General features: G+C 67.4%; 16 protein-coding genes and 1 pseudogene. 10 read left to right on the forward strand and 7 right to left on the reverse strand.

What is annotated here, in order from left to right; translation table 11 throughout:
- A pseudogene (locus tag G3N62_RS36100) lies at positions 1-169 on the reverse strand (multicopper oxidase family protein); the annotation flags it as partial.
- A 621-nt stretch (positions 170-790) separates the two neighbouring features.
- On the opposite strand from G3N62_RS36100, the gene G3N62_RS27650 reads away from it, so the two are divergent.
- The gene (locus G3N62_RS27650) at positions 791-1,015 is read left to right on the forward strand and encodes a hypothetical protein (protein WP_034186323.1); all 225 of its coding nucleotides are present in this window, start codon (positions 791-793) and stop codon (positions 1,013-1,015) included.
- A gap of 123 nt (positions 1,016-1,138) precedes the next feature.
- Here G3N62_RS27650 and G3N62_RS27655 read toward each other — a convergent pair whose 3' ends face one another.
- Both G3N62_RS27655 and icd read right to left on the reverse strand, forming a co-directional pair.
- Entirely contained in the window at positions 1,139-3,367 is a 2,229-nt protein-coding gene (locus G3N62_RS27655) for an NADP-dependent isocitrate dehydrogenase (protein ID WP_034186324.1), read from the reverse strand.
- A gap of 277 nt (positions 3,368-3,644) precedes the next feature.
- Entirely contained in the window at positions 3,645-4,901 is a 1,257-nt protein-coding gene (gene icd / locus G3N62_RS27660) for an NADP-dependent isocitrate dehydrogenase (protein ID WP_006478026.1), read from the reverse strand.
- A 278-nt stretch (positions 4,902-5,179) separates the two neighbouring features.
- Here icd and G3N62_RS27665 point away from each other — a divergent pair, with 278 nt between their 5' ends.
- The 6 genes from G3N62_RS27665 to G3N62_RS36105 all read left to right on the forward strand — a co-directional run bounded on the left by G3N62_RS27665 (position 5,180) and on the right by G3N62_RS36105 (position 12,337).
- Positions 5,180-5,758, forward strand: a complete 579-nt coding sequence (locus G3N62_RS27665; RefSeq protein ID WP_034186325.1) for a pseudouridine synthase — start codon at positions 5,180-5,182, stop codon at positions 5,756-5,758.
- 281 nt (positions 5,759-6,039) lie between these two features.
- Positions 6,040-6,255 carry a hypothetical protein gene (locus G3N62_RS27670; protein WP_011352970.1) on the forward strand — a complete coding sequence of 72 codons (216 nt, stop codon included), beginning with the start codon at positions 6,040-6,042 and terminating at the stop codon, positions 6,253-6,255.
- Between the two features lie 160 nt (positions 6,256-6,415).
- Entirely contained in the window at positions 6,416-6,916 is a 501-nt protein-coding gene (locus tag G3N62_RS27675; RefSeq protein WP_034186326.1) for a DUF192 domain-containing protein, read from the forward strand.
- A 219-nt stretch (positions 6,917-7,135) separates the two neighbouring features.
- Positions 7,136-9,247 (forward strand): elongation factor G, encoded by a 2,112-nt coding sequence (gene fusA / locus G3N62_RS27680; protein ID WP_034186327.1) that lies wholly within the window; start codon positions 7,136-7,138, stop codon positions 9,245-9,247.
- A gap of 165 nt (positions 9,248-9,412) precedes the next feature.
- Complete coding sequence (locus G3N62_RS27685) at positions 9,413-10,423, forward strand: HoxN/HupN/NixA family nickel/cobalt transporter (RefSeq protein ID WP_034186328.1); 1,011 nt, start codon at positions 9,413-9,415, stop codon at positions 10,421-10,423.
- 297 nt (positions 10,424-10,720) lie between these two features.
- The gene (locus tag G3N62_RS36105; RefSeq protein ID WP_241013225.1) at positions 10,721-12,337 is read left to right on the forward strand and encodes a hypothetical protein; all 1,617 of its coding nucleotides are present in this window, start codon (positions 10,721-10,723) and stop codon (positions 12,335-12,337) included.
- A gap of 27 nt (positions 12,338-12,364) precedes the next feature.
- On the opposite strand, the gene G3N62_RS27700 is transcribed toward G3N62_RS36105, so the two are convergent.
- On the reverse strand, positions 12,365-13,210 hold the full coding sequence (locus G3N62_RS27700; protein ID WP_124670937.1) for an aldo/keto reductase: 846 nt from the start codon (positions 13,208-13,210) through the stop codon (positions 12,365-12,367).
- A gap of 166 nt (positions 13,211-13,376) precedes the next feature.
- Between G3N62_RS27700 and G3N62_RS27705 the strand changes: the two genes are divergently transcribed.
- Complete coding sequence (locus G3N62_RS27705) at positions 13,377-14,123, forward strand: GntR family transcriptional regulator (protein ID WP_034191129.1); 747 nt, start codon at positions 13,377-13,379, stop codon at positions 14,121-14,123.
- Between the two features lie 21 nt (positions 14,124-14,144).
- Here G3N62_RS27705 and G3N62_RS27710 read toward each other — a convergent pair whose 3' ends face one another.
- The gene (locus G3N62_RS27710) at positions 14,145-15,536 is read right to left on the reverse strand and encodes a CoA transferase (protein ID WP_124670938.1); all 1,392 of its coding nucleotides are present in this window, start codon (positions 15,534-15,536) and stop codon (positions 14,145-14,147) included.
- 185 nt (positions 15,537-15,721) lie between these two features.
- Complete coding sequence (locus G3N62_RS27715; RefSeq protein ID WP_124670939.1) at positions 15,722-16,045, reverse strand: DUF2917 domain-containing protein; 324 nt, start codon at positions 16,043-16,045, stop codon at positions 15,722-15,724.
- Positions 16,046-16,263: 218 nt separating this feature from the next.
- Here G3N62_RS27715 and mdtD point away from each other — a divergent pair, with 218 nt between their 5' ends.
- Positions 16,264-17,700: a multidrug transporter subunit MdtD gene (gene mdtD / locus G3N62_RS27720; protein ID WP_034191132.1), complete on the forward strand. Its 1,437-nt coding sequence runs from the start codon at positions 16,264-16,266 to the stop codon at positions 17,698-17,700.
- Positions 17,701-17,893: 193 nt separating this feature from the next.
- On the forward strand, positions 17,894-19,168 hold the full coding sequence (locus G3N62_RS27725; protein WP_034191133.1) for an EAL domain-containing protein: 1,275 nt from the start codon (positions 17,894-17,896) through the stop codon (positions 19,166-19,168).
- 19 nt (positions 19,169-19,187) lie between these two features.
- Here G3N62_RS27725 and G3N62_RS27730 read toward each other — a convergent pair whose 3' ends face one another.
- Positions 19,188-19,793, reverse strand: coding sequence for a methyltransferase domain-containing protein (locus G3N62_RS27730; protein WP_059560288.1), 606 nt, complete (start codon positions 19,791-19,793; stop codon positions 19,188-19,190).
- Between the last annotated feature and the right edge of the window lie 53 nt (positions 19,794-19,846).

The following is a 19,846-nucleotide window of genomic DNA, read 5'->3' on the forward strand; positions in this document are numbered from 1 at the left end:
TCTTGCCGTGCCCCGCATGGTCCGCCATCCCCGACATGCCCGGCATGTCGTCCATCGAATCCATGCCGGCCATGCCCGCATGACCGGCATGCTGCGCCCACGCGGTGCGCGCGAACAGCGACGCGGCTGCGACGCCGATGGCGCGCGACAGGAAGGTTCTCCGTCTCATCAATCGATCCTCGTTATCCATGCAGCGTCGCACGACCGCCACGACGCACGCGCCGGCCGGCCGGACCGCCGGTGCGCGACGCGAAACCTGATGCCCGCGTCATCATAACCGCTGGCTCCGCTCGAACGGCGCCGCCCCGGCCGGGCGGCGATACGCCGCAGCGCTGCTGCTTACGGCCCTTCGGCAGCGATCGCCCCTGCCCTGAACCATGCCCGCCGCCGCATCCAGCCGCCCGTTTCGCCCCTACCGTCGGCCACCCGGTCGGCGCGTGTCGCGCCACCCCTCCCCGAAACCGCCAATTTTTCACGATGCGGAACAAGTCCCTGCGTTGTAAAAATTCGTGGTGCAGGGCACAAATTTCCCGTTTCGCGATGCCAAAAAACGTTCCGCAATACGGAACATGGAAAATAATCCGTTGTTTTTAAACATGAATTTTTGTTTCGAGAAGCCGTTCTAGTTGCACCATCCAACCGGGTCGCGGACGTAGACTTTGTTCCATGCACTGACGCTTCGCCACGACGTTCGATACGGAACCCGGCGCAAGCAGCCAGTCGGGCCACAGCCGGCCGAGCCGGCAGGCGGCACACCAGAATCGCTTGTGATCAGAAAGGGAGAACGGAAATGAAGGGATTTCGCTTTGGTTCAGCGCTCGGGTCGTTCTACATCCTGCCGGGTAACGGCGGCTGGGAAGCGACGTTCGGCAACGCCCTGCTCGGCGCATTCTCGTGCCCCGAAGTCGCGGCCGACCACATCTCCCGCGGCGACTGCGAACACCTGTCCGAACTGGACACGGCCACGCTCGAGGTGCCGCACGAAATCGCCGAATGGGAAATCGTTCACGTCTGAATGGCAAGCCTGCAACGAAAAACGCCCCGGGCGACCGGGGCGTTTTCATTGGATGTCGGACGGCGAACGGCTAACCGCGCCGCGTCGACATACGCATCGGCTCGCGCGATCGCGCGGCCCGCGTCAGACGACTGCGTCGACGATGCCGTTCAGCGTCGCGCTCGGGCGCATCGCCTGGCTCGTCAGGTCGACGTTCGGACGGTAGTAGCCGCCGATCGCCTGCGCCTTGCCTTGCGCGGCCGCCAGCTCTTCCAGGATGCGCGCTTCGTTGTCGGACAACGACTTCGCCACGCCTTCGAACTGCGCCTTCAGCGCGGCGTCCTCGGTCTGCTCGGCCAGCGCCTGCGCCCAGTACAGGCACAGGTAGAAGTGGCTGCCGCGGTTGTCGAGGCCGCCGACCTTGCGCGCCGGCGACTTGTTCTCGTCCAGGAACTTGCCGGTCGCCTGGTCGAGCGTCTTCGCGAGCACGACCGCCTTCGGGTTCTGGTATGCGTTGCCGAGGTGTTCGAGCGACGCGGCCAGCGCGAGGAATTCGCCGAGCGAATCCCAGCGCAGGAAGCCTTCCTCGACGAACTGCTGCACGTGCTTCGGTGCCGAGCCGCCCGCGCCCGTTTCGAACATCCCGCCGCCGGCCATCAGCGGCACGATCGACAGCATCTTCGCGCTGGTGCCGAGCTCCATGATCGGGAACAGGTCGGTCAGGTAGTCGCGCAGCACGTTGCCGGTGACCGAGATCGTGTCCTTGCCCGCGCGGATGCGCTCGAGCGAGAAACGCGTCGCGTCGACCGGCGTCATGATGCGGATGTCGAGACCGTTCGTGTCGTGATCCTTCAGGTAGCGTTCGACCTTCGCGATGATCTGCGCATCGTGCGCGCGCGCCGGATCGAGCCAGAACACGGCCGGTGCGCCGGTCGCACGCGCGCGGTTCACCGCGAGCTTGACCCAGTCCTGCACCGGTGCGTCCTTGGTCTGGCACATGCGCCAGATGTCGCCCGACTCGACCGCGTGCTCGAGCAGCACGTTGCCGGCTTCGTCGGTGACGCGCACGACGCCGTCCGCCGGGATCTGGAACGTCTTGTCGTGCGAACCGTATTCTTCGGCCGCCTGCGCCATCAGGCCGACGTTCGGCACGCTGCCCATCGTGACCGGATCGAATGCGCCGTGCTGCTTGCAGTCCTCGATCACGGCCTGGTAGACGCCTGCGTAGCAGCGGTCCGGAATCACGGCCTTCGCGTCGTACAGCGCGCCGTCCGGGCCCCACATGCCGCCCGAATCGCGGATCATCGCCGGCATCGACGCGTCGACGATCACGTCGCTCGGCACGTGCAGGTTCGTGATGCCCTTGTCCGAGTTGACCATCGCGAGGCGCGGGCGCACCGCGTATTCGGCCTTCACGTCGGCTTCGATCGCTTCGCGCGTGTCGGCCGGCAGGTCCTTCAGGCGCGCGTACAGGTCGCCGATCCCGTTGTTCGGGTTGAAACCGACCTGCGCCAGCACGTCCGCGTGCTTCGCGAGCGCGTCGCGATAGAACACCGACACGAAGTGACCGAACAGGATCGGGTCCGAGACCTTCATCATGGTCGCCTTCAGGTGCACCGAGAACAGCACGTCCTGCGCCTTCGCGTCGGCGATCTGCGCGTCGATGAAGCTGCGCAGCGCGTTGCGGCTCATCACCGATGCGTCGATCACTTCACCGGCCTTCACGGCCGTCTTTTCCTTCAGCACCTTCTTCGCGCCGTCGGTCGTCGTGAGCTCGATCTTCACGCTGCCGGCCTCGGCGATCAGCGCCGACTTCTCGCTGCCGTAGAAGTCGCCTTCGCTCATGTGCGCGACGTGGGCCTTCGACGTCGCCTTCCATGCGCCCATCTTGTGCGGATGCTTGCGTGCGTAGTTCTTGACCGACAGCGGCGCACGGCGGTCGGAGTTGCCTTCGCGCAGCACCGGGTTCACCGCGCTGCCCTTGATCTTGTCGTAGCGCGCCTTGACCGCCTTCTCTTCGTCCGTCGACGGGTCTTCCGGGTAGGCCGGCAGCTTGTAGCCCTGCGCCTGCAGTTCGGCGATCGCGGCCTTCAGCTGCGGCACCGATGCGCTGATGTTCGGCAGCTTGATGATGTTCGCTTCCGGCTTCAGCGTGAGCTGGCCCAGCTCGGCCAGATCGTCGGAACCCTTCTGCTCGGGCGGCAGGATGTCTGCGAAGGCCGCGATGATGCGGCCGGCGAGCGAGATGTCGCGCGTTTCGACGGCGACGCCGGACGAGCGCGTGAAGGCCTTGACGATCGGCAGCAGCGAATAGGTCGCGAGCGCGGGCGCTTCGTCGGTGAGGGTGTAGATGATCTTGGGCGAAGTGGACATGGTCGATGCGTTGCTACGTGAAATGGGACTGAGGAGCGCCGGCGGGTAACCGGCGGGGAGCGACCAGGTCGGTCGCGAAAGGGGCGCCGGGTTCAGCCGGGCGATGGTGTTGCGAGGGCCGTCATGTTCTACCTTGCAGGGCCTCCGGGCCGCTTCGCGGCGCCGCGGCCCGCATGCCGGACCGCCCTGCCAACAAACCTGCCATCCACGAAACGCTCCGGCGCCGGCAGTCAGCACCGGAGCGGCCGGCATGCGCCGGCCCACCCCGGAAGGGGTCTTACATGTTCTCGATCAGCACTTCGCCGAAGCCGGAGCACGACACCTGCGTCGCCCCTTCCATCAGGCGCGCGAAGTCGTACGTGACGCGCTTCTGCAGGATCGACTTCTCCATCGCGGCGATGATCGTGTCGGCCGCTTCCGTCCAGCCGAGGTGGCGCAGCATCATTTCCGCCGACAGGATCTCGGAACCGGGGTTCACGTAATCCTTGCCCGCGTACTTCGGCGCCGTGCCGTGCGTCGCCTCGAACATCGCGACCGAATCCGACAGGTTCGCGCCCGGCGCGATCCCGATGCCGCCGACCTGCGCGGCCAGTGCGTCGGAGATGTAGTCGCCGTTCAGGTTCAGCGTCGCGATCACGTCGTATTCGGCCGGGCGCAGCAGGATCTGCTGCAGGAACGCGTCGGCGATCGAATCCTTGATCACGATCTCGTTGCCCGTCTTCGGGTTCTTCACGCGCATCCACGGGCCGCCGTCGATCAGCTCGCCGCCGAATTCCTTCTGGGCCAGCGCGTAACCGGCGTCACGGAACAGGCCTTCCGTGAACTTCATGATGTTGCCCTTGTGCACCAGCGTGACCGACTTGCGATCGTTGTCGATCGCGTACTGGATCGCCTTGCGCACGAGACGCTCGGTGCCTTCCGTCGACACGGGCTTGACGCCGATCCCCGAGGTTTCCGGGAAGCGGATCTTCTTCACGCCCATCTCGTCCTGCAGGAACTTGATGACCTTCTTCGCCTGCTCGGAACCCGCGGCCCATTCGATGCCCGCGTAGATGTCTTCCGAGTTCTCGCGGAAGATCACCATGTCGATCTTCTGCGGCTCGCGCACCGGCGACGGCACGCCCTTGAAGTACTGGACCGGGCGCAGGCACACGTACAGGTCGAGTTCCTGGCGCAGCGCGACGTTCAGCGAACGAATGCCGCCGCCGACCGGGGTCGTGAGCGGCCCCTTGATCGACACCACGTATTCCTTCAGCACCTGCAGCGTCTCGTCCGGCAGCCACACGTCCGGACCGTACACCTTCGTCGCCTTCTCGCCCGCGAAGATCTCCATCCAGTGGATCTTGCGCTTGCCCTTGTAGGCATGCGCGACCGCCGCGTCGACGACCTTGATCATGACCGGCGTGATATCGAAGCCCGTACCGTCGCCTTCGATATAGGGAATGATCGGCTGATCGGAAACGTTGAGCGAGAAGTCCTTGTTGACGGTGATCTTGTCACCGCCTTCCGGAACCTTGATGTGCTGATACGGCATGATCGACTCCAGTGACGTGGCTGAGCAGGTGATGCTGGTCGAAGCTGCGCGCGCGGCGGGGGCGCGGCATGGCCACCCCGTGACGGGCAACAGCGAGCCGCTATTCTAGCGCCCCAACCGGGCACTTCGGCATGAACCGCGGCACTGCGTATCAAGACCTCACTTATGTCTTATATAAGACAGAGGACTTGCCGTTCCGTATTATGCATTAAGATTCCGCCATTTGCCATAGACCGCCCGCCTCCGCGTCCCGCGGCGCGCCGGGCGGGCGACCCGCCATGAACCTGATCGCTCTCAACAAGCCGTTCGGCACGATTTGCCAGTTTTCCGCGCACGAGACGCGCCCGTCGCTCGGCGACTGGGTAAAAACGCCCGGCGTGTATGCGGCCGGCCGGCTGGACGCGGACAGCGAAGGCTTGCTGCTGCTCACCGACGACGGCGCGCTGCAGGCGCGCATCGCGGAGCCGCGCCACAAGCTCGTGAAACGCTACTGGGCGCAGGTCGAGGGCGCGCCCGGCCCGGCCGACCTGAAGGCGCTCGCGCGCGGCGTCGACCTCGGCGACTACGTGACGCGGCCGTGCCGCGCCGAATTCATCGAGCCGCCCGACACGCTGTGGCCGCGCACGCCGCCGATCCGCTATCGCGCCGCGATCCCGACCACGTGGATCGAGCTCGCGATCACCGAGGGCAAGAACCGGCAGGTGCGCCGGATGACCGCGGCCGTCGGCTTCCCGACGTTGCGCCTGGTGCGTGTCGGCATCGGCGCGCTGGACATATTTGCGCTCGGCATTGCGCCGGGCGAAACAATCGCACTGCCGCCGCGCGCGCCATGGGACGGTTTCGCGCCCGCCGGATGACGAATTCGGGAGGCGCGCATTTTTCGTCATCTTTTTCGTCAACCGCCCGCGAAGATCGCGCGTTAAACCACGCAGATGCCAACCTTAGCTATCCGGCATTGGCAGCCGAACCCGTGTTTGCGTCACGAAAGCGACGTTTTTCTCGAATACGATTCGGCGCCCGCAGCGCAATGAGAAATTTCTCGAAGCGTCTGTCAACCGAAAGGTGGATGGCACCGTTAGACGACATGACTCCTATTGCCGGGTCATTTGGTTAATTAACTAAAGCTGAGGAACACAACATGAACAAACTGATCGCCGCTCTGGTCGCTGGCCTCTTCGCAACGGCTGCTTTCGCACAAGCTTCGGCTCCGGAAGCTGCTCCGGCAGCAGCAGAAGCTGCTTCGGCACCGGCTAAGCACGCTGCCAAGAAGCACCACGCTGCCAAGAAGCACCACAAGGCATCGAAGAAGGCTGCAGCAAGCGACGCAGCAGCACCGGCAGCTGCTTCGAACTAAGTAAGCAAGCTGTAATAACGCAGTCAAGAACACGCAGTCTTGCCGTTCTTACGGCGTTGAAAGGCAGATCACCGCAAGGCGATCTGCCTTTTTCTTTTTTGTGCCCGCCGGCGCGCATCGCGTACCATGCGGGTCTCGTTTTCCAGACAGGAGCCATGCTGTGCAATTCTCCCTGCGCTCGTCGCTCGGCCGCCTAGCGCGCGCCGCCGTCTTTCCCGCCGCGCTCGCCGTCCTCGCGCTCGGCATGCAGGCCGCCGCCGCGCAGGTGCCGCCCGGCGCCAAGCAGCCGAGCGAGTTCCCGCGCGTGAAGCTGCGCGCCGGCATGTACGTGATCGACGCGGCCGTCGCCGCGAACGACGCCGACCGCGAACAGGGGCTGATGTACCGTTCGCAGCTCGCGCCCAACGAAGGCATGCTGTTCGTCTTCAACGAGAACGCCGTGCACTGCTTCTGGATGAAGAACACGCTGATCCCGCTGTCGATCGCGTTCATCCGCGCGGACGGCACGATCACCGACATCGACGAGATGCGGGCGGAGACGACCGACAACCACTGCCCGCGCAACAACGGCGTCTACGCGCTCGAAATGGGCAAGGGCTGGTTCGCGGCCAAGGGCATCAAGCCCGGCATGAAGCTCGACGGCCTGCCGAAGGCCCAGTAACGGTCTTTTCCGCGGCGGCGCGCCGCGCACCGACCGAAGCCGGCCGCCCGCTGCGCGCCGGTTTTTTTTCGCCTGCCGGCGGCAACGCCCCGCTTGATTCCGCCGCTGCTGGCCGCATCTGCAAAAGCCACGCGCAAGCGCTATGCTTGAAGTCTCGCTTGTTCCAGCCCGGGCCGGCCCAGTCGGCCCGCTTAAGATCCGAACCACCAGGAGGTTCACGTGCCCCGCAAAACCCCCATCGAGCGCTATCGCAATATCGGGATCAGCGCTCACATCGATGCCGGCAAGACCACGACGACCGAGCGCATCCTGTTTTACACCGGCGTGAGCCACAAGATCGGTGAAGTGCACGACGGCGCGGCCACGATGGACTGGATGGAGCAGGAGCAGGAACGCGGCATCACGATCACGTCGGCGGCGACCACGGCCTTCTGGAAGGGCATGGCCGGCAACTATCCGGAACACCGCATCAACATCATCGACACGCCCGGGCACGTCGACTTCACGATCGAAGTCGAGCGCTCGATGCGCGTGCTCGACGGCGCGTGCATGGTCTACGACTCGGTCGGCGGCGTGCAGCCGCAGTCCGAAACCGTATGGCGCCAGGCGAACAAGTACAAGGTGCCGCGCATCGCGTTCGTCAACAAGATGGACCGCATCGGCGCCGACTTCTTCCGCGTGCAGAAGCAGATCGGCGAGCGCCTGAAGGGTGTCGCCGTGCCGATCCAGATTCCGATCGGCGCCGAAGATCATTTCCAGGGCGTCGTCGATCTCGTGAAGATGAAGGCGATCGTGTGGGACGACGAAAGCCAGGGCGTGAAGTTCTCGTACGAGGAGATCCCCGCGAACCTCGTCGAGCTCGCGCACGAATGGCGCGAGAAGATGGTCGAGGCGGCGGCCGAAGCGAGCGAGGAATTGCTCGAGAAGTACCTGCACGACCACGAGTCGCTGACCGAGGACGAGATCAAGGCCGCGTTGCGCAAGCGCACGATCGCGAACGAGATCGTGCCGATGCTGTGCGGCAGCGCGTTCAAGAACAAGGGCGTGCAGGCCATGCTCGACGCGGTGATCGACTACCTGCCGTCGCCGGTCGACGTGCCCGCGATTCTCGGCCACGACTTCGCCGATCCGGAAAAACCGGCGGAACGTCATCCGAGCGATGACGAGCCGTTCTCGTCGCTCGCGTTCAAGATCATGACCGACCCGTTCGTCGGCCAGCTGATCTTCTTCCGCGTGTATTCGGGCGTCGTCGAGTCGGGCGACACGGTGCTCAACGCGACGAAGGACAAGAAGGAACGGCTCGGCCGGATCCTGCAGATGCACGCGAACGAGCGCAAGGAAATCAAGGAAGTGCGCGCGGGCGACATCGCGGCGGCCGTCGGGCTGAAGGAAGCGACGACGGGCGACACGCTGTGCGATCCGGCCAAGCCGATCATCCTCGAGAAGATGGAATTCCCCGAGCCGGTGATCTCGCAGGCCGTCGAGCCGAAGACGAAGGCCGACCAGGAAAAGATGGGCCTCGCGCTGAACCGTCTCGCGCAGGAAGATCCTTCGTTCCGCGTGCAGACCGACGAAGAGTCCGGCCAGACGATCATCTCGGGGATGGGCGAGCTCCACCTCGAAATCCTGGTCGACCGGATGAAGCGCGAATTCGGCGTCGAAGCGACGGTCGGCAAGCCGCAGGTCGCGTATCGCGAGACGGTGCGCACGACGGCCGCCGACGTCGAGGGCAAGTTCGTCAAGCAGTCGGGCGGTCGCGGCCAGTACGGCCATGCAGTGATCACGCTGGAGCCGAACCCGGGCAAGGGCTACGAGTTCCTCGACGAGATCAAGGGCGGCGTGATTCCGCGCGAGTTCATCCCGGCCGTCGACAAGGGCATCACCGAAACGCTGAAGAGCGGCGTGCTCGCGGGCTACCCGGTCGTCGACGTGAAGGTGCACCTGACGTTCGGCTCGTACCACGACGTCGACTCGAACGAAAACGCGTTCCGGATGGCCGGCTCGATGGCGTTCAAGGAAGCGATGCGCAAGGCGAAGCCCGTGCTGCTCGAGCCGATGATGGCCGTCGAAGTCGAGACGCCCGAGGAATTCATGGGCAACGTGATGGGCGACCTGTCGAGCCGTCGCGGCATCGTGCAGGGGATGGAAGACATCGCGGGCGGCGGCGGCAAGCTCGTGCGCGCCGAAGTGCCGCTCGCGGAGATGTTCGGCTATTCGACGTCGCTGCGTTCGGCCACGCAGGGCCGCGCGACCTACACGATGGAGTTCAAGCAGTACGCGGAAACGCCGGCCAACGTGTCGGAAGGCGTGATCAGCGCGAAAACGAAGTAAGCGCCGGGCGCGCGCGCCCCGTCGCATGCACGCAAGGCCCGTCCGGTTCCGGACGGGCTTTTTTTTCACCCGGCGCGCGCGGGGTTCGCGGCTTTTTGATCGGCATGCCAGGCATTTTTTTCGCGTGCCACAATGGATGGCGAATTGTCAGATGGAACCCGCCCGATGCCGCCCACCCCTGCCCTGCGCCGCCTGCTGATCCTTTATGCCGGCCTGATCACCGCGAACGTCGCGGTCTGGCTGTGGGCGCTCGCGGTGCTGCGCGACCATCCGCTGCTGCTCGGCACCGCGGCAATCGCGTACGGGCTTGGGCTGCGTCACGCGGTCGACGCCGATCACATCGCCGCGATCGACGTCGCGACGCGCAAGCTGATGCAGGATGGCCAGCGTCCGGTGAGCGTCGGTTTGTTCTTCTCGCTCGGCCATTCGACCATCGTGATCGCCGCGACGCTCGGCATCGCGCTGACCGCGTTCGCGCTGCGCGACCGGTTCGATGCGTTCCGTGAAATCGGCGGCACGATCGGCACGGCCGTATCGGCCACCTTCCTGCTCGTGCTCGCGTGCGTGAACCTGCTGATCCTGCGCGACGTCTGGCGACGCTATCGCGGCGCATCCGGTCACGCGCACGACGATGCGCATGTACACCGCCCCGCCGGGCTCGTCTCGCGACTGCTGCGCCCGCTGTTCCGGTTCGTGTCGAAGAGCTGGCACATGTATCCGGTCGGCGTGCTGTTCGGGCTCGGTTTCGATACTGCAACCGAAATCGGCCTGCTCGCGATCGCCGCCGCGCAGGCGAGCCAGGGGCTGCCGGTCTACACGGTCATGCTGTTTCCCGCGCTGTTCACCGCCGGCATGACGCTGATCGACTCGACCGACAATGTGCTGATGATTCAGGCATACGGCTGGGCGATGGACGATCCGCAGCGCAAGCTGCTCTACAACGCGAGCATCACGTTCGTGTCGGCGGCCGTTGCACTGGCGATCGGCGGGATCGAGGCGGCCGGACTCCTGGCCGACAAGCTGTCGCTGACGGGCCCCGTGCGCGATACGCTCGATGCGCTCGGCGATCGCTTCGGCTCGATCGGCTACGGCATCATCGCGCTGTTCCTCGTCTGCTGGATCGCGTCGATCCTGTTCCATCGCTGGCAGCGCGCAGCCGACGCGCCCGCACGCTGAGCCGCCCGCGAACGCTCAGACGTTTCAATCCGGAAACAAAACTCCCCCACGACGTTGCATGCGCCCGTCGCGTGCCCGCGTGCGCGTTGCGCGACGGGCACAAGCGGCCGATGGCACGAATCTCGCAGAGAGGGATTCGCACGGCGGGCCCGCGTGCCGATCCGCGTTCGCGGCTGGCGTCAAGCGTCGGCCCGAACGCAATCGGCCGCCGACCGGACAACGAATCCTTGCTGGCCCCCTGCACCACACGTAGATAGTCGCGCGGCAACGAGGCATCGCGCGCATGGGGAGGCCATGATGCATAAGACGAAACAACCGTCCCGCCCGGCGGGACGGCGCCCTCGTGCAACCTTGCTGGCCGCAGCCGCGTTGGCGTGCTGCTGCTCGTATGCCGTCGCACAAACCACCACGCCCGACTCCGGGCCCGACGCGAGCGCCAGCGCGGACACCATCATGACGCTGGTCGCGGACGCTTCGTCATGCGCCGCCAATCCGGCCGCGTGTGCGGGGCAGGTTCATGCCGGTCATGGGATCGGCGGCGGTAAAGGAGCCGGCCCGAGTGGCAGCGGCGGCGGCAGTCCCGGGCCGGGTAACGGCAATGGCGGCGGCAGCGGCAGCGGTGCAAATAACGGGAACGGCGCCGTCGGGCCTGCCGGTGTCGGTGGAGCGACAGGCGGCACATCCGGCGGTACGAGCGGCACGGGTCGCGGAGGCAACGCGTCCGGTAACGGTGGTTCAGGTGGCGGTACTTCGGGCAGCGGTACTTCGGGCAGCGGTACTTCGGGCGGCGGTACTTCGGGTGGCGGCACTTCGGGTGGCGGCACTTCGGGTGGCGGCACTTCGGGTGGCGGCACTTCGGGTGGCGGCACTTCGGGCGGCGGTACTTCGGGTGGCGGTACTTCGGGCGGCGGTACTTCGGGCGGCGGTACTTCGGGTGGCGGCACTTCTGGAAGCGGAGGCCATGGCGGACACGGAGGTGGAGGCGACGGAGACAGTGGTGGTCACGGCAATGGTGGCGGCCATGGTGACGGCGGCGGCCACGGCGACGGTGGCGGCCACGGTGACGGCGGTGGTCACGGTGACGGCGGTGGCCACGGTAATGGTGGCGGCCACGGCGATGGCGGTGGTCACGGCGATGGTGGCGGCCACGGCAACGGTGACGGTGGCGGTCACGGCAATGGCAACGGCAGTGGCGGCTCAGGCAACGGCAATGGTGCCGGCGGCAATGGCGGCCATGGCAGTGGTAGCGGTAATGGCGGTTCGGGCAACGGCAACGGTGGTCACGGTAACGGCGCCGGCAACGGCAATGGCGCTGGCGGTAACGGCGGCCATGGCAGTGGCAGCGGCAATGGCGGTTCGGGCAACGGCAACGGTGGCCACGGTAACGGCGCCGGCAACGGCAATGGCGCTGGCGGTAACGGCGGCCATGGCAGTGGCAGCGGCAATGGCGGTTCGGGCAACGGCAACGGTGGCCACGGTAACGGCGCCGGCAACGGCAATGGCGCTGGCGGTAACGGCGGCCATGGCAGTGGCAGCGGCAATGGCGGTTCGGGCAACGGCAACGGTGGCCACGGTAACGGCGGCGGCAATGGCAATGGCAACGGCAGTGGCGGCGCTGGCAACGGTGGTGCCAACGGCGTTGGCAACGGCAATGGCGCTGGCGCTGGCGGTAACGGCGGCCATGGCAGCGGCGGCGGTTCGGGCAACGGCGGCGGCAACGGCAATGGGGCCGGCAGCAACGGTGGCCAAGGCAACGGCAATGGTGGCCACGGTAACGGCGGCGGCAATGGCAACGGTAACGGCAGTGGTGGGGCCGGCAATGGCGGCGCCAACGGTGTCGGCAATGGCCACGGTACCGGCAACGGCAATGGCGGCGGTCACGGCAACGGCGGATCGTCCGGCGGCAACCACTGACCGGAAGCGTTACCCGGCCGGGTGCCGTCAGAGCATCTCGAGCGCGCGCTTGCTGCGAGGCGGACGGAAGTACGCGTCAAGCTGCGCGCGCTCGTCCTCGCTCAATTCGAGATCGAGCGCGGCGCGATTGTCGCGCACGTGCTCGATCCTCGACGCCTTCGGGATCGCGAATACGCCCGGCTGCGCGAGCACCCAAGCCAGCGCGACGCGCATCACCGATACGCCGCGCAGCCGCGCGATCTCGTCGAGCGGCGAACGCTTCGGCAACCGTCCGTGGTCGACCGGGCTGTATGCCATCGCCGGGATCCGGTGGTCGGCGAGCCACGGCAGCAGGTCGAATTCCGGGCCGCGCCGCGCGATGTTGTAGAGGATCTGGTTGGTCGCGCAGGCGCCGCCGCCCGCCCCGCCGACGAGTTCCTCCATATCGGCCGTATCGAAGTTGCTCACGCCCCAGTGACGAATCTTGCCCGCGCGCCGCAGCGTCTCGAAACCCTCGACCGTCTCCTCGAGCGGCACCGAGCCCCGCCAGTGCAGCAAGTACAAGTCGAGGCGATCGGTGCGCAATTGCTTGAGGCTCGCGTCGCACGCGGCGACGACGCCGCGCCGGCTCGCATGATGCGGATAGACCTTGCTGACGAGAAAGACGTCATCGCGCAGGCCCGCGAGCGCCTCGCCGACGAGTGCCTCGGTCGCGCCGTCGCCGTACATCTCGGCCGTATCGACCAGCGTCATCCCGAGTTCGACACCTTCACGCAGCGCGGCGATCTCGTCCGCCCGGCGGGCCGGCCGCTCGCCTATTTCCCAGGTGCCCTGGCCGAGCTTCGGAATCGTCTCGCCGTCCGGCAGGACGACCGTGGCGATCGTGTCTGTCATGCGTTCCTCGTTGCGGATTCGTGGCCGCGCACCGCGGCCGAAGCATGGAATACGACGTGTCAGTGTAGTCAATCGGCGCGGCGTCGGCCTATTGCACGGCAAAAACCGGCTATAACGGTGCCGCATGATGACTTAGAATGGCCGCAACCTGATCGATACCCATTCCATGAAGGCACCCACGGACGACCGGTGGCAAGACCTGCGCCCCGACCCCGACAACGACACGCCGCTGTACCTGCAGCTCGCCCGCAAGCTCGGCGATGCGATCCACGACAACCGCTGGACGGCCGGCGAGGCCCTGCCTTCGGAGCGCGTGCTGTCCGATGCGCTCGGCGTATCGCGCATCACCGCGCGCAAGGCGATCGCGCTGCTCGTCGAGCAGGGCTTGATCCGCCGCACGCAGGGCGCGGGCAACTTCATCCAGCCGCGCTACGAGGATCCGCTGTCGCGACTGTCGAGCTTCAGCGAAATGCTCGAGCGCCGCGGCTTCAAGCCGAGCTCGCAATGGCTCGCGCGCGAAATCCAGCCGGCGAACCGCGACGAAGTGATCCAGCTCGGACTGTCGCCGGCCGCATCGGTGACACGCCTGAAACGCCTGCGTCTCGCCGACGGCATCGTGATGGCCGTCGAGAACTCGACGTTCCCCGCCACGCTGATTCCCGATCCGCAGGCGATCGCCGGCTCGCTGTACAGCTATCTCGAAGCGCGCGGCACGCCGATCGTGCGCGCGCTGCAGCATTTCCGCGCGGTCAACGCGACCGACGAGATCGCCGAACAGATGGGCATCGCGCCGCACGACGCGCTGCTACTGATCACGCGGATCGGCTATACGTCGGACCAGCGCGCCATCGAACTGACCGATACCTACTGCCGCAACGACTACTACGACTTCGTCGTCGAACTGCGCAAGTAACGCCGGCCGCGCAGCCGGCATCTACAGCCAGCGCGCATCGTCGGTGCCGGGCGGCACGGGCGGCCGCGCGAACGCCGGCGGCGTGGCCGACAACCGCTCGGCCGGGCGCACGGTGTCGAGCATGCCGAACGGCGACGCGACGCGATCGATCCGGTCGCGCACGTCGGCAGCCGCGAGATCGGGCGCATGCAGGCCGTCCTGCACATTGCCGAACGACTGCAGCCAGCGCCCCGTCTGCGCGAGCGACATCCGCACGTGCCAGCTTCCCCCTTCGCACGATCGCCGCGCGAGCGCGATCATCGCGCCGAACGCCGCGAGATAGCCGGTCGCATGATCGAGCGCCTGGCAAGGCAGAGGGTGCGGCGCATCCGCATGGGCGGCCTGCTGCTCCCGCCATGCGATCCCGCTCGCCGACTGCACGAGACTGTCGAAGCCGCGCCGCCCCGCCCACGGCCCCGCATGCCCGTATGCCGAGATCGACACGCACACGATGCCGGGCCGCCGCTGCGCCAGCGCCTGCGGCGCGAAACCGCGGGCGGCGAGCGAGCCGGGCCGGTACGACTGCAGGAACACGTCCGCGTCGCGCACGAGCGCGTGCAGCGTCTCGACACCCGCCGTATCGCGCAGGTCGATCCATGTCGAACGTTTGCCGCGCCCGTTGTCGATCACGAGCGGCGCGATGTTCGGCAGGTGCGGCCCGTTGACGAGCAGCGTCTGCGCGCCGTGCGACGCGAGCGTGCGGCCCGCGACCGGGCCCGCGATGATGCGCGTGAGATCGAGCACGCGCACGCCCGCGAGCGGCGGCCCGGCTTCGCCGCGGCCGATCGGTTCGAGCGGCGCATCGCCGATCCGCTCGATGTCGAACAACGGCAGCGACGCGATCGCGCGCGCCTGCTCGTGCGCCGCCCATTCGTCAGGGGTTCTGATCAATGCCGCGCACAGGCCGGCCTCGGCCAGCGCGGTGTCGAGCGCCGCGCCGTCCCATCTGCGGATCGCCGCGGCGACGTCGGCGCGCTGCGCGCCGCAACCGAGTACGGCGAGGATCCCGCGCAGGTGATGCGGGAAGTTCGCATGCAGCTGGATCCAGCGCCCGTCGCCCGTCTCGAAGAAGCCCGTCACCGGATGACGCAACTCCGGCGGCGGGCCGTCGTCCACACGCAGGTAGCGTTCGCTGCGGAACGCGACCAGCGCATCGCGCACCGACACGTCGACGGATTGCGCGACGCCCGTGCGAAGCCGGTGACATTCGGCCGCCGCGAGCCCGGTTGCCGCGATCGTCGCTGCCGCGAGCGTGCCGACATGAAACGTCGACGGCAACGTCGGGTCCCGCCCCGTCACGGTCACGCGGGCGAGCGCGTCGCGATCGCCGTGTGCGCTTTGCCACAGATGCGTCAATGCGAGTTCCGGCGTCATGGTGAAAGGGCGATGGAGGACACGGAATCGAGTCTAGAATTCGCGCCCGGCGCAATCAATCCCGATCGCGCGAATCGAGGCGCGGGCGCGCTTCAGGAGGCCGGCAAGCGCGATCGGCGCCAGATCCGTCCGCGGCGCCGGGTACCTCCGCCATCCGCCGCGTTCGCGCAAGCGCCCCGCGCACGCTACATCGGCAGCGACGCGGCCGCGTGGCGCCGGCCGTCCCGCCACGCGACGAGCGGCCGCCACCACGCATGCACAACACGCGCGACCGGTGCCGCGTGCGGCCCGAACGCGAACGTCGCGCCGCGTGGCCCCGCGCTGACCCATACGCACACGCCGGGCTCGAACGTCAGCGAATCGCCGGCGCCCAGCCAGTGGTCGTCGAGCCGGCCCTCGACGGTCACCCACACGTCGCCGTCCGCCACCTGCAGTGCGGTGCGATCGACGATCCGCCACCGTGCGGCCGGCTCGTCGCCGTCGATCACGTAAAGTCGCAGTTCGCGCATGGCAGCCTCCTGGTCGCACGGTTCCGATGGCACCAGTATTTCGGACAGTGACAGCACGCGGACAGATACGGCTGCAGACACTTTTAGCTGAACTGTACTGGTCGAGCGACGAGGACGGCATCCGACCGCCGGATTTCGCGTCACGCCGGGTGCCGAACCTGCACGGCCCATCGGGTTTCCCTACAATGTCGGCTGTCCCGCGCCACCGCCCCGCTCCCATGTTCCAGCGCCCGCCTGCCGCCGCCCCCGGCGAAAAAAATCTCACCGTGATGCTCTGGCTCGTTGCGACGGGCTTCTTCATGCAGACCCTCGATTCGACGATCGTCAACACGGCGCTGCCGTCGATGGCCGCGAGCCTCGGGGAATCGCCGCTGCGGATGCAGTCGGTCGTGATCGCGTACTCGCTGACGATGGCGGTGATGATCCCCGTGTCGGGCTGGCTCGCCGATACCTTCGGCACGCGACGCGTGTTCTTCAGCGCGATCCTGGTGTTCTCGCTCGGTTCGCTGCTGTGCGCGAATGCGCATACGCTCTCGCAGCTCGTCGCGTTCCGCGTCGTGCAGGGAGTCGGCGGCGCGATGCTGTTGCCGGTCGGGCGGCTCGCGGTGCTGCGCACCTTTCCGGCCGAGCGTTATCTGCCCGCGCTGTCGTTCGTCGCGATCCCGGGCCTGATCGGCCCGCTGATCGGACCGACCCTCGGCGGCTGGCTCGTGAAGATCGCGTCGTGGCACTGGATCTTCCTGATCAACGTGCCGGTCGGCGTCGCGGGCTGCATCGCGACCTTCTACTCGATGCCCGATTCACGCAACCCGGCCGTCGGCCGCTTCGACCTGAAGGGCTATCTGCTGCTGACGATCGGCATGGTCGCGATCTCGCTGTCGCTCGACGGGCTCGCCGATCTCGGCATGCAGCACGCCGCCGTGCTGGTGCTGCTGATCCTGAGCCTCGCGTGCTTCGTCGCGTACGGGCTGTACGCGGTGCGTGCGCCGCAACCGATCTTCTCGCTCGACCTGTTCCGGATCCACACGTTCAGCGTCGGGCTGCTCGGCAACCTGTTCGCGCGGATCGGCAGCGGCGCGATGCCGTACCTGATCCCGCTGCTGCTGCAGGTGAGCCTCGGCTACTCGGCGTTCGAGGCGGGGCTGATGATGCTGCCGGTCGCGGCGGCCGGGATGTTCTCCAAGCGGATCATCACGCGGCTGATCACGCAGCACGGCTACCGCAAGGTGCTGCTCGCGAACACGATCATGGTCGGCGTGATGATGGCAAGCTTCGCGCTGATGCGCGACTCGGTGCCGGTGTGGGTGAAGGTCGTGCATCTCGCGCTGTTCGGCGGCTTCAACTCGATGCAGTTCACCGCGATGAACACGCTGACGCTGAAGGATCTCGGCACGGGCGGCGCGAGCAGCGGCAACAGCCTGTTCTCGCTCGTGCAGATGCTGTCGATGAGCCTCGGCGTGACGGTCGCCGGCGCGCTGCTCGCGACGTTCACGGGCATGCTGCGCACCGTGACGCCGAGCAATACGCTGCCGGCGTTCCACGCGACCTTCATCTGCGTCGGGATCATCACGGCCGCGTCGGCGTGGATCTTCGCGCAGCTCGCGCCCGAGATCCGCAGCACCGCGCGCAAGACCGACCCGTCCGAGCGCGCGTGACGCGCGGTGCGCGCCGTTTCGGGGGCCGCGCCGCTGCCGCGCGCACCAGGACGGTGCAGACCGCCCCCGGCAACGCACGCGCCGATGCGGCCCGTCCCGGCCGCGACGGGCGGCCGCACGCGGCGCGATGCCGTGCATGCTTCTTGCTGGCCTATTCTCTAGGTAAACTGGCAGTCCTCCATCGGCCGACATCATGAGCATGATCGAAATCGATCCCCCCGGCTTTCAGCCGCCCCGCCCCGTCGCCGGCGACGACGGGAACCGGCGCACCGTGCTGTACGGCGGATACACCGTGTTCAGCGTGTTCCAGCCCGTTTTCTCGGTGTCGCACCGCCGCGCGATCGGCTATCACGCGTCGCTGCGTGCGCACGACGAGGAAAGCCGCCAGGTGGCGTCGCACGAGGTTTTCACGCAGGCGGCGCGGCGCGGCGACCTGCTCGAACTCGGCCGGCTCGCCGAATCGTTGCATCTCGGTAACTTCCACGCGTTCGACAGTCACGACGAATGGCTCTTCCTGAGCCTGCATCCGGCCGCGCTGATGGACACCGTCTACGGCGACGCGCTGCTCGCGAACCTGAAGGCGCTCGGGCTGCCGCCGCACCGCGTGGTGCTCGAGGTACCCGAGCAGGCCGGCGGCGAAACGCCGCGCTACGCGGCGATCGTCGACGGGCTGCGCAAGGCCGGCTTCCTGATCGCGCTGGGCGGGTTCGGCGCGAAGCATTCGAACATCGACCGCGTGTGGCACCTGCATCCCGACATCGTCACGCTCGACCGCGGCATCCTCGCGCAGGCGAGCGAGCACTCGCACCTCGAACGCGTGCTGCCGGGGCTCGTGTCGCTGCTGCACGAATCCGGCCAGCTCGTGCTGATGGGCGGCCTGTCGACCGAACGCGACGCGCTGATCGCACTCGAATGCGACGTCGATTTCGTGCAGGGCCAGTATTTCGCGGGGCCGAGCGTCGACCCCGTGCAGCCGCAGGCCGCCGCGGGCTGCATGGATACGCTGTCGGCCGCACTGCGGCTGCGCGTCGCGCAACGCGAACGCACGCAGGCGGAACGGCTCGCGCCGTACGTCGCCGCGCTCGAGGAAGCGAGCCAGAAGCTCGGCGCGGACGCGCCGCTCACCGACGCGGCCGCCGCCGTGCTCGGGCTGCCGGAAACCGCGCGCTGCTTCCTGCTCGATGCATCGGGGCGCCAGATCGGCGACAACGTGCTCGCGCGCGGCAGCGTGTCGCAACGCGCGAAGCGCTTCCGTCCGCTGCTGCATTCCGAAGGGGCCAGCTGGGAGCGCCGCCCGTACTTCATCGACGCGATGCGGGCGCCGGGCCGCGTGCACCTGACGGCGCCCTACCTGTCGATCAACGAGGCGCACCTGTGCGTGACCGCGTCGATCGCCGCGCCCGCGGCGACCGGCATGCAGGTGCTCTGCGTCGACATCAACTGGGAAGCGGCGCTCAACCGCGAGTAAGCGCGACGGCGCGCCGCCGTCACGCGGCGCCGCCCGCCTTGCGCACGATCAGCCGGTGTACGCGCTTGCCGGACGACGCGCCGACGACCTCGTGCTCGTCGATCACCTGCACGTCGGCGCCGAGTGCCGCATGCATCCGCGCCGAATCCAGTGCCGTATAGAGTCGGCCACGCTCGTCGCGCGACGTGCCGTGTCCCGCCACCCGCCAGCTCAGGTACAACGTGCCGCCCGGCATCAGCAGATCGGCCAGCCGCGCGGCCGCCGCTGCCGCATCGGCCTGTTCGAGGTGCATGACGACCGTCTCGCACAGTACGTTGCGAAACGCGCCGGACGGCACACCGGCCAGCGCCGGCAGCGCGGCGAGCTCGAAGCGCAGGTCCGGATGGTGCCGGCGCGCCTCGTCGAGCAGCGCGGCGCTCGCGTCGTAGCCGCGGACGTCGAAACCGCACGACGCGAGCCAGGCCGTGTCGCGGCCGGCGCCGCAGCCGACGTCCGCGGTCGGCCCCGGCGAGAAATATTGCTCGAGCAGCGCGTACATGTCGTCGGGCGCGGCCTGGTCGAGCCAGTCCTGCGCATATCGCGCGGCATGGGCGTCGTACGCGTCGAGCGTCGGGCGATCCACCATGGTGAGTGCTCCGCAAGGGCGTCGTATGACGCACCCCGCATCTTAGCCGTTGC

The organism is Burkholderia sp. Tr-20355, assembly GCF_017104685.1.
In the GTDB taxonomy this organism is placed as follows: domain Bacteria; phylum Pseudomonadota; class Gammaproteobacteria; order Burkholderiales; family Burkholderiaceae; genus Burkholderia; species Burkholderia seminalis.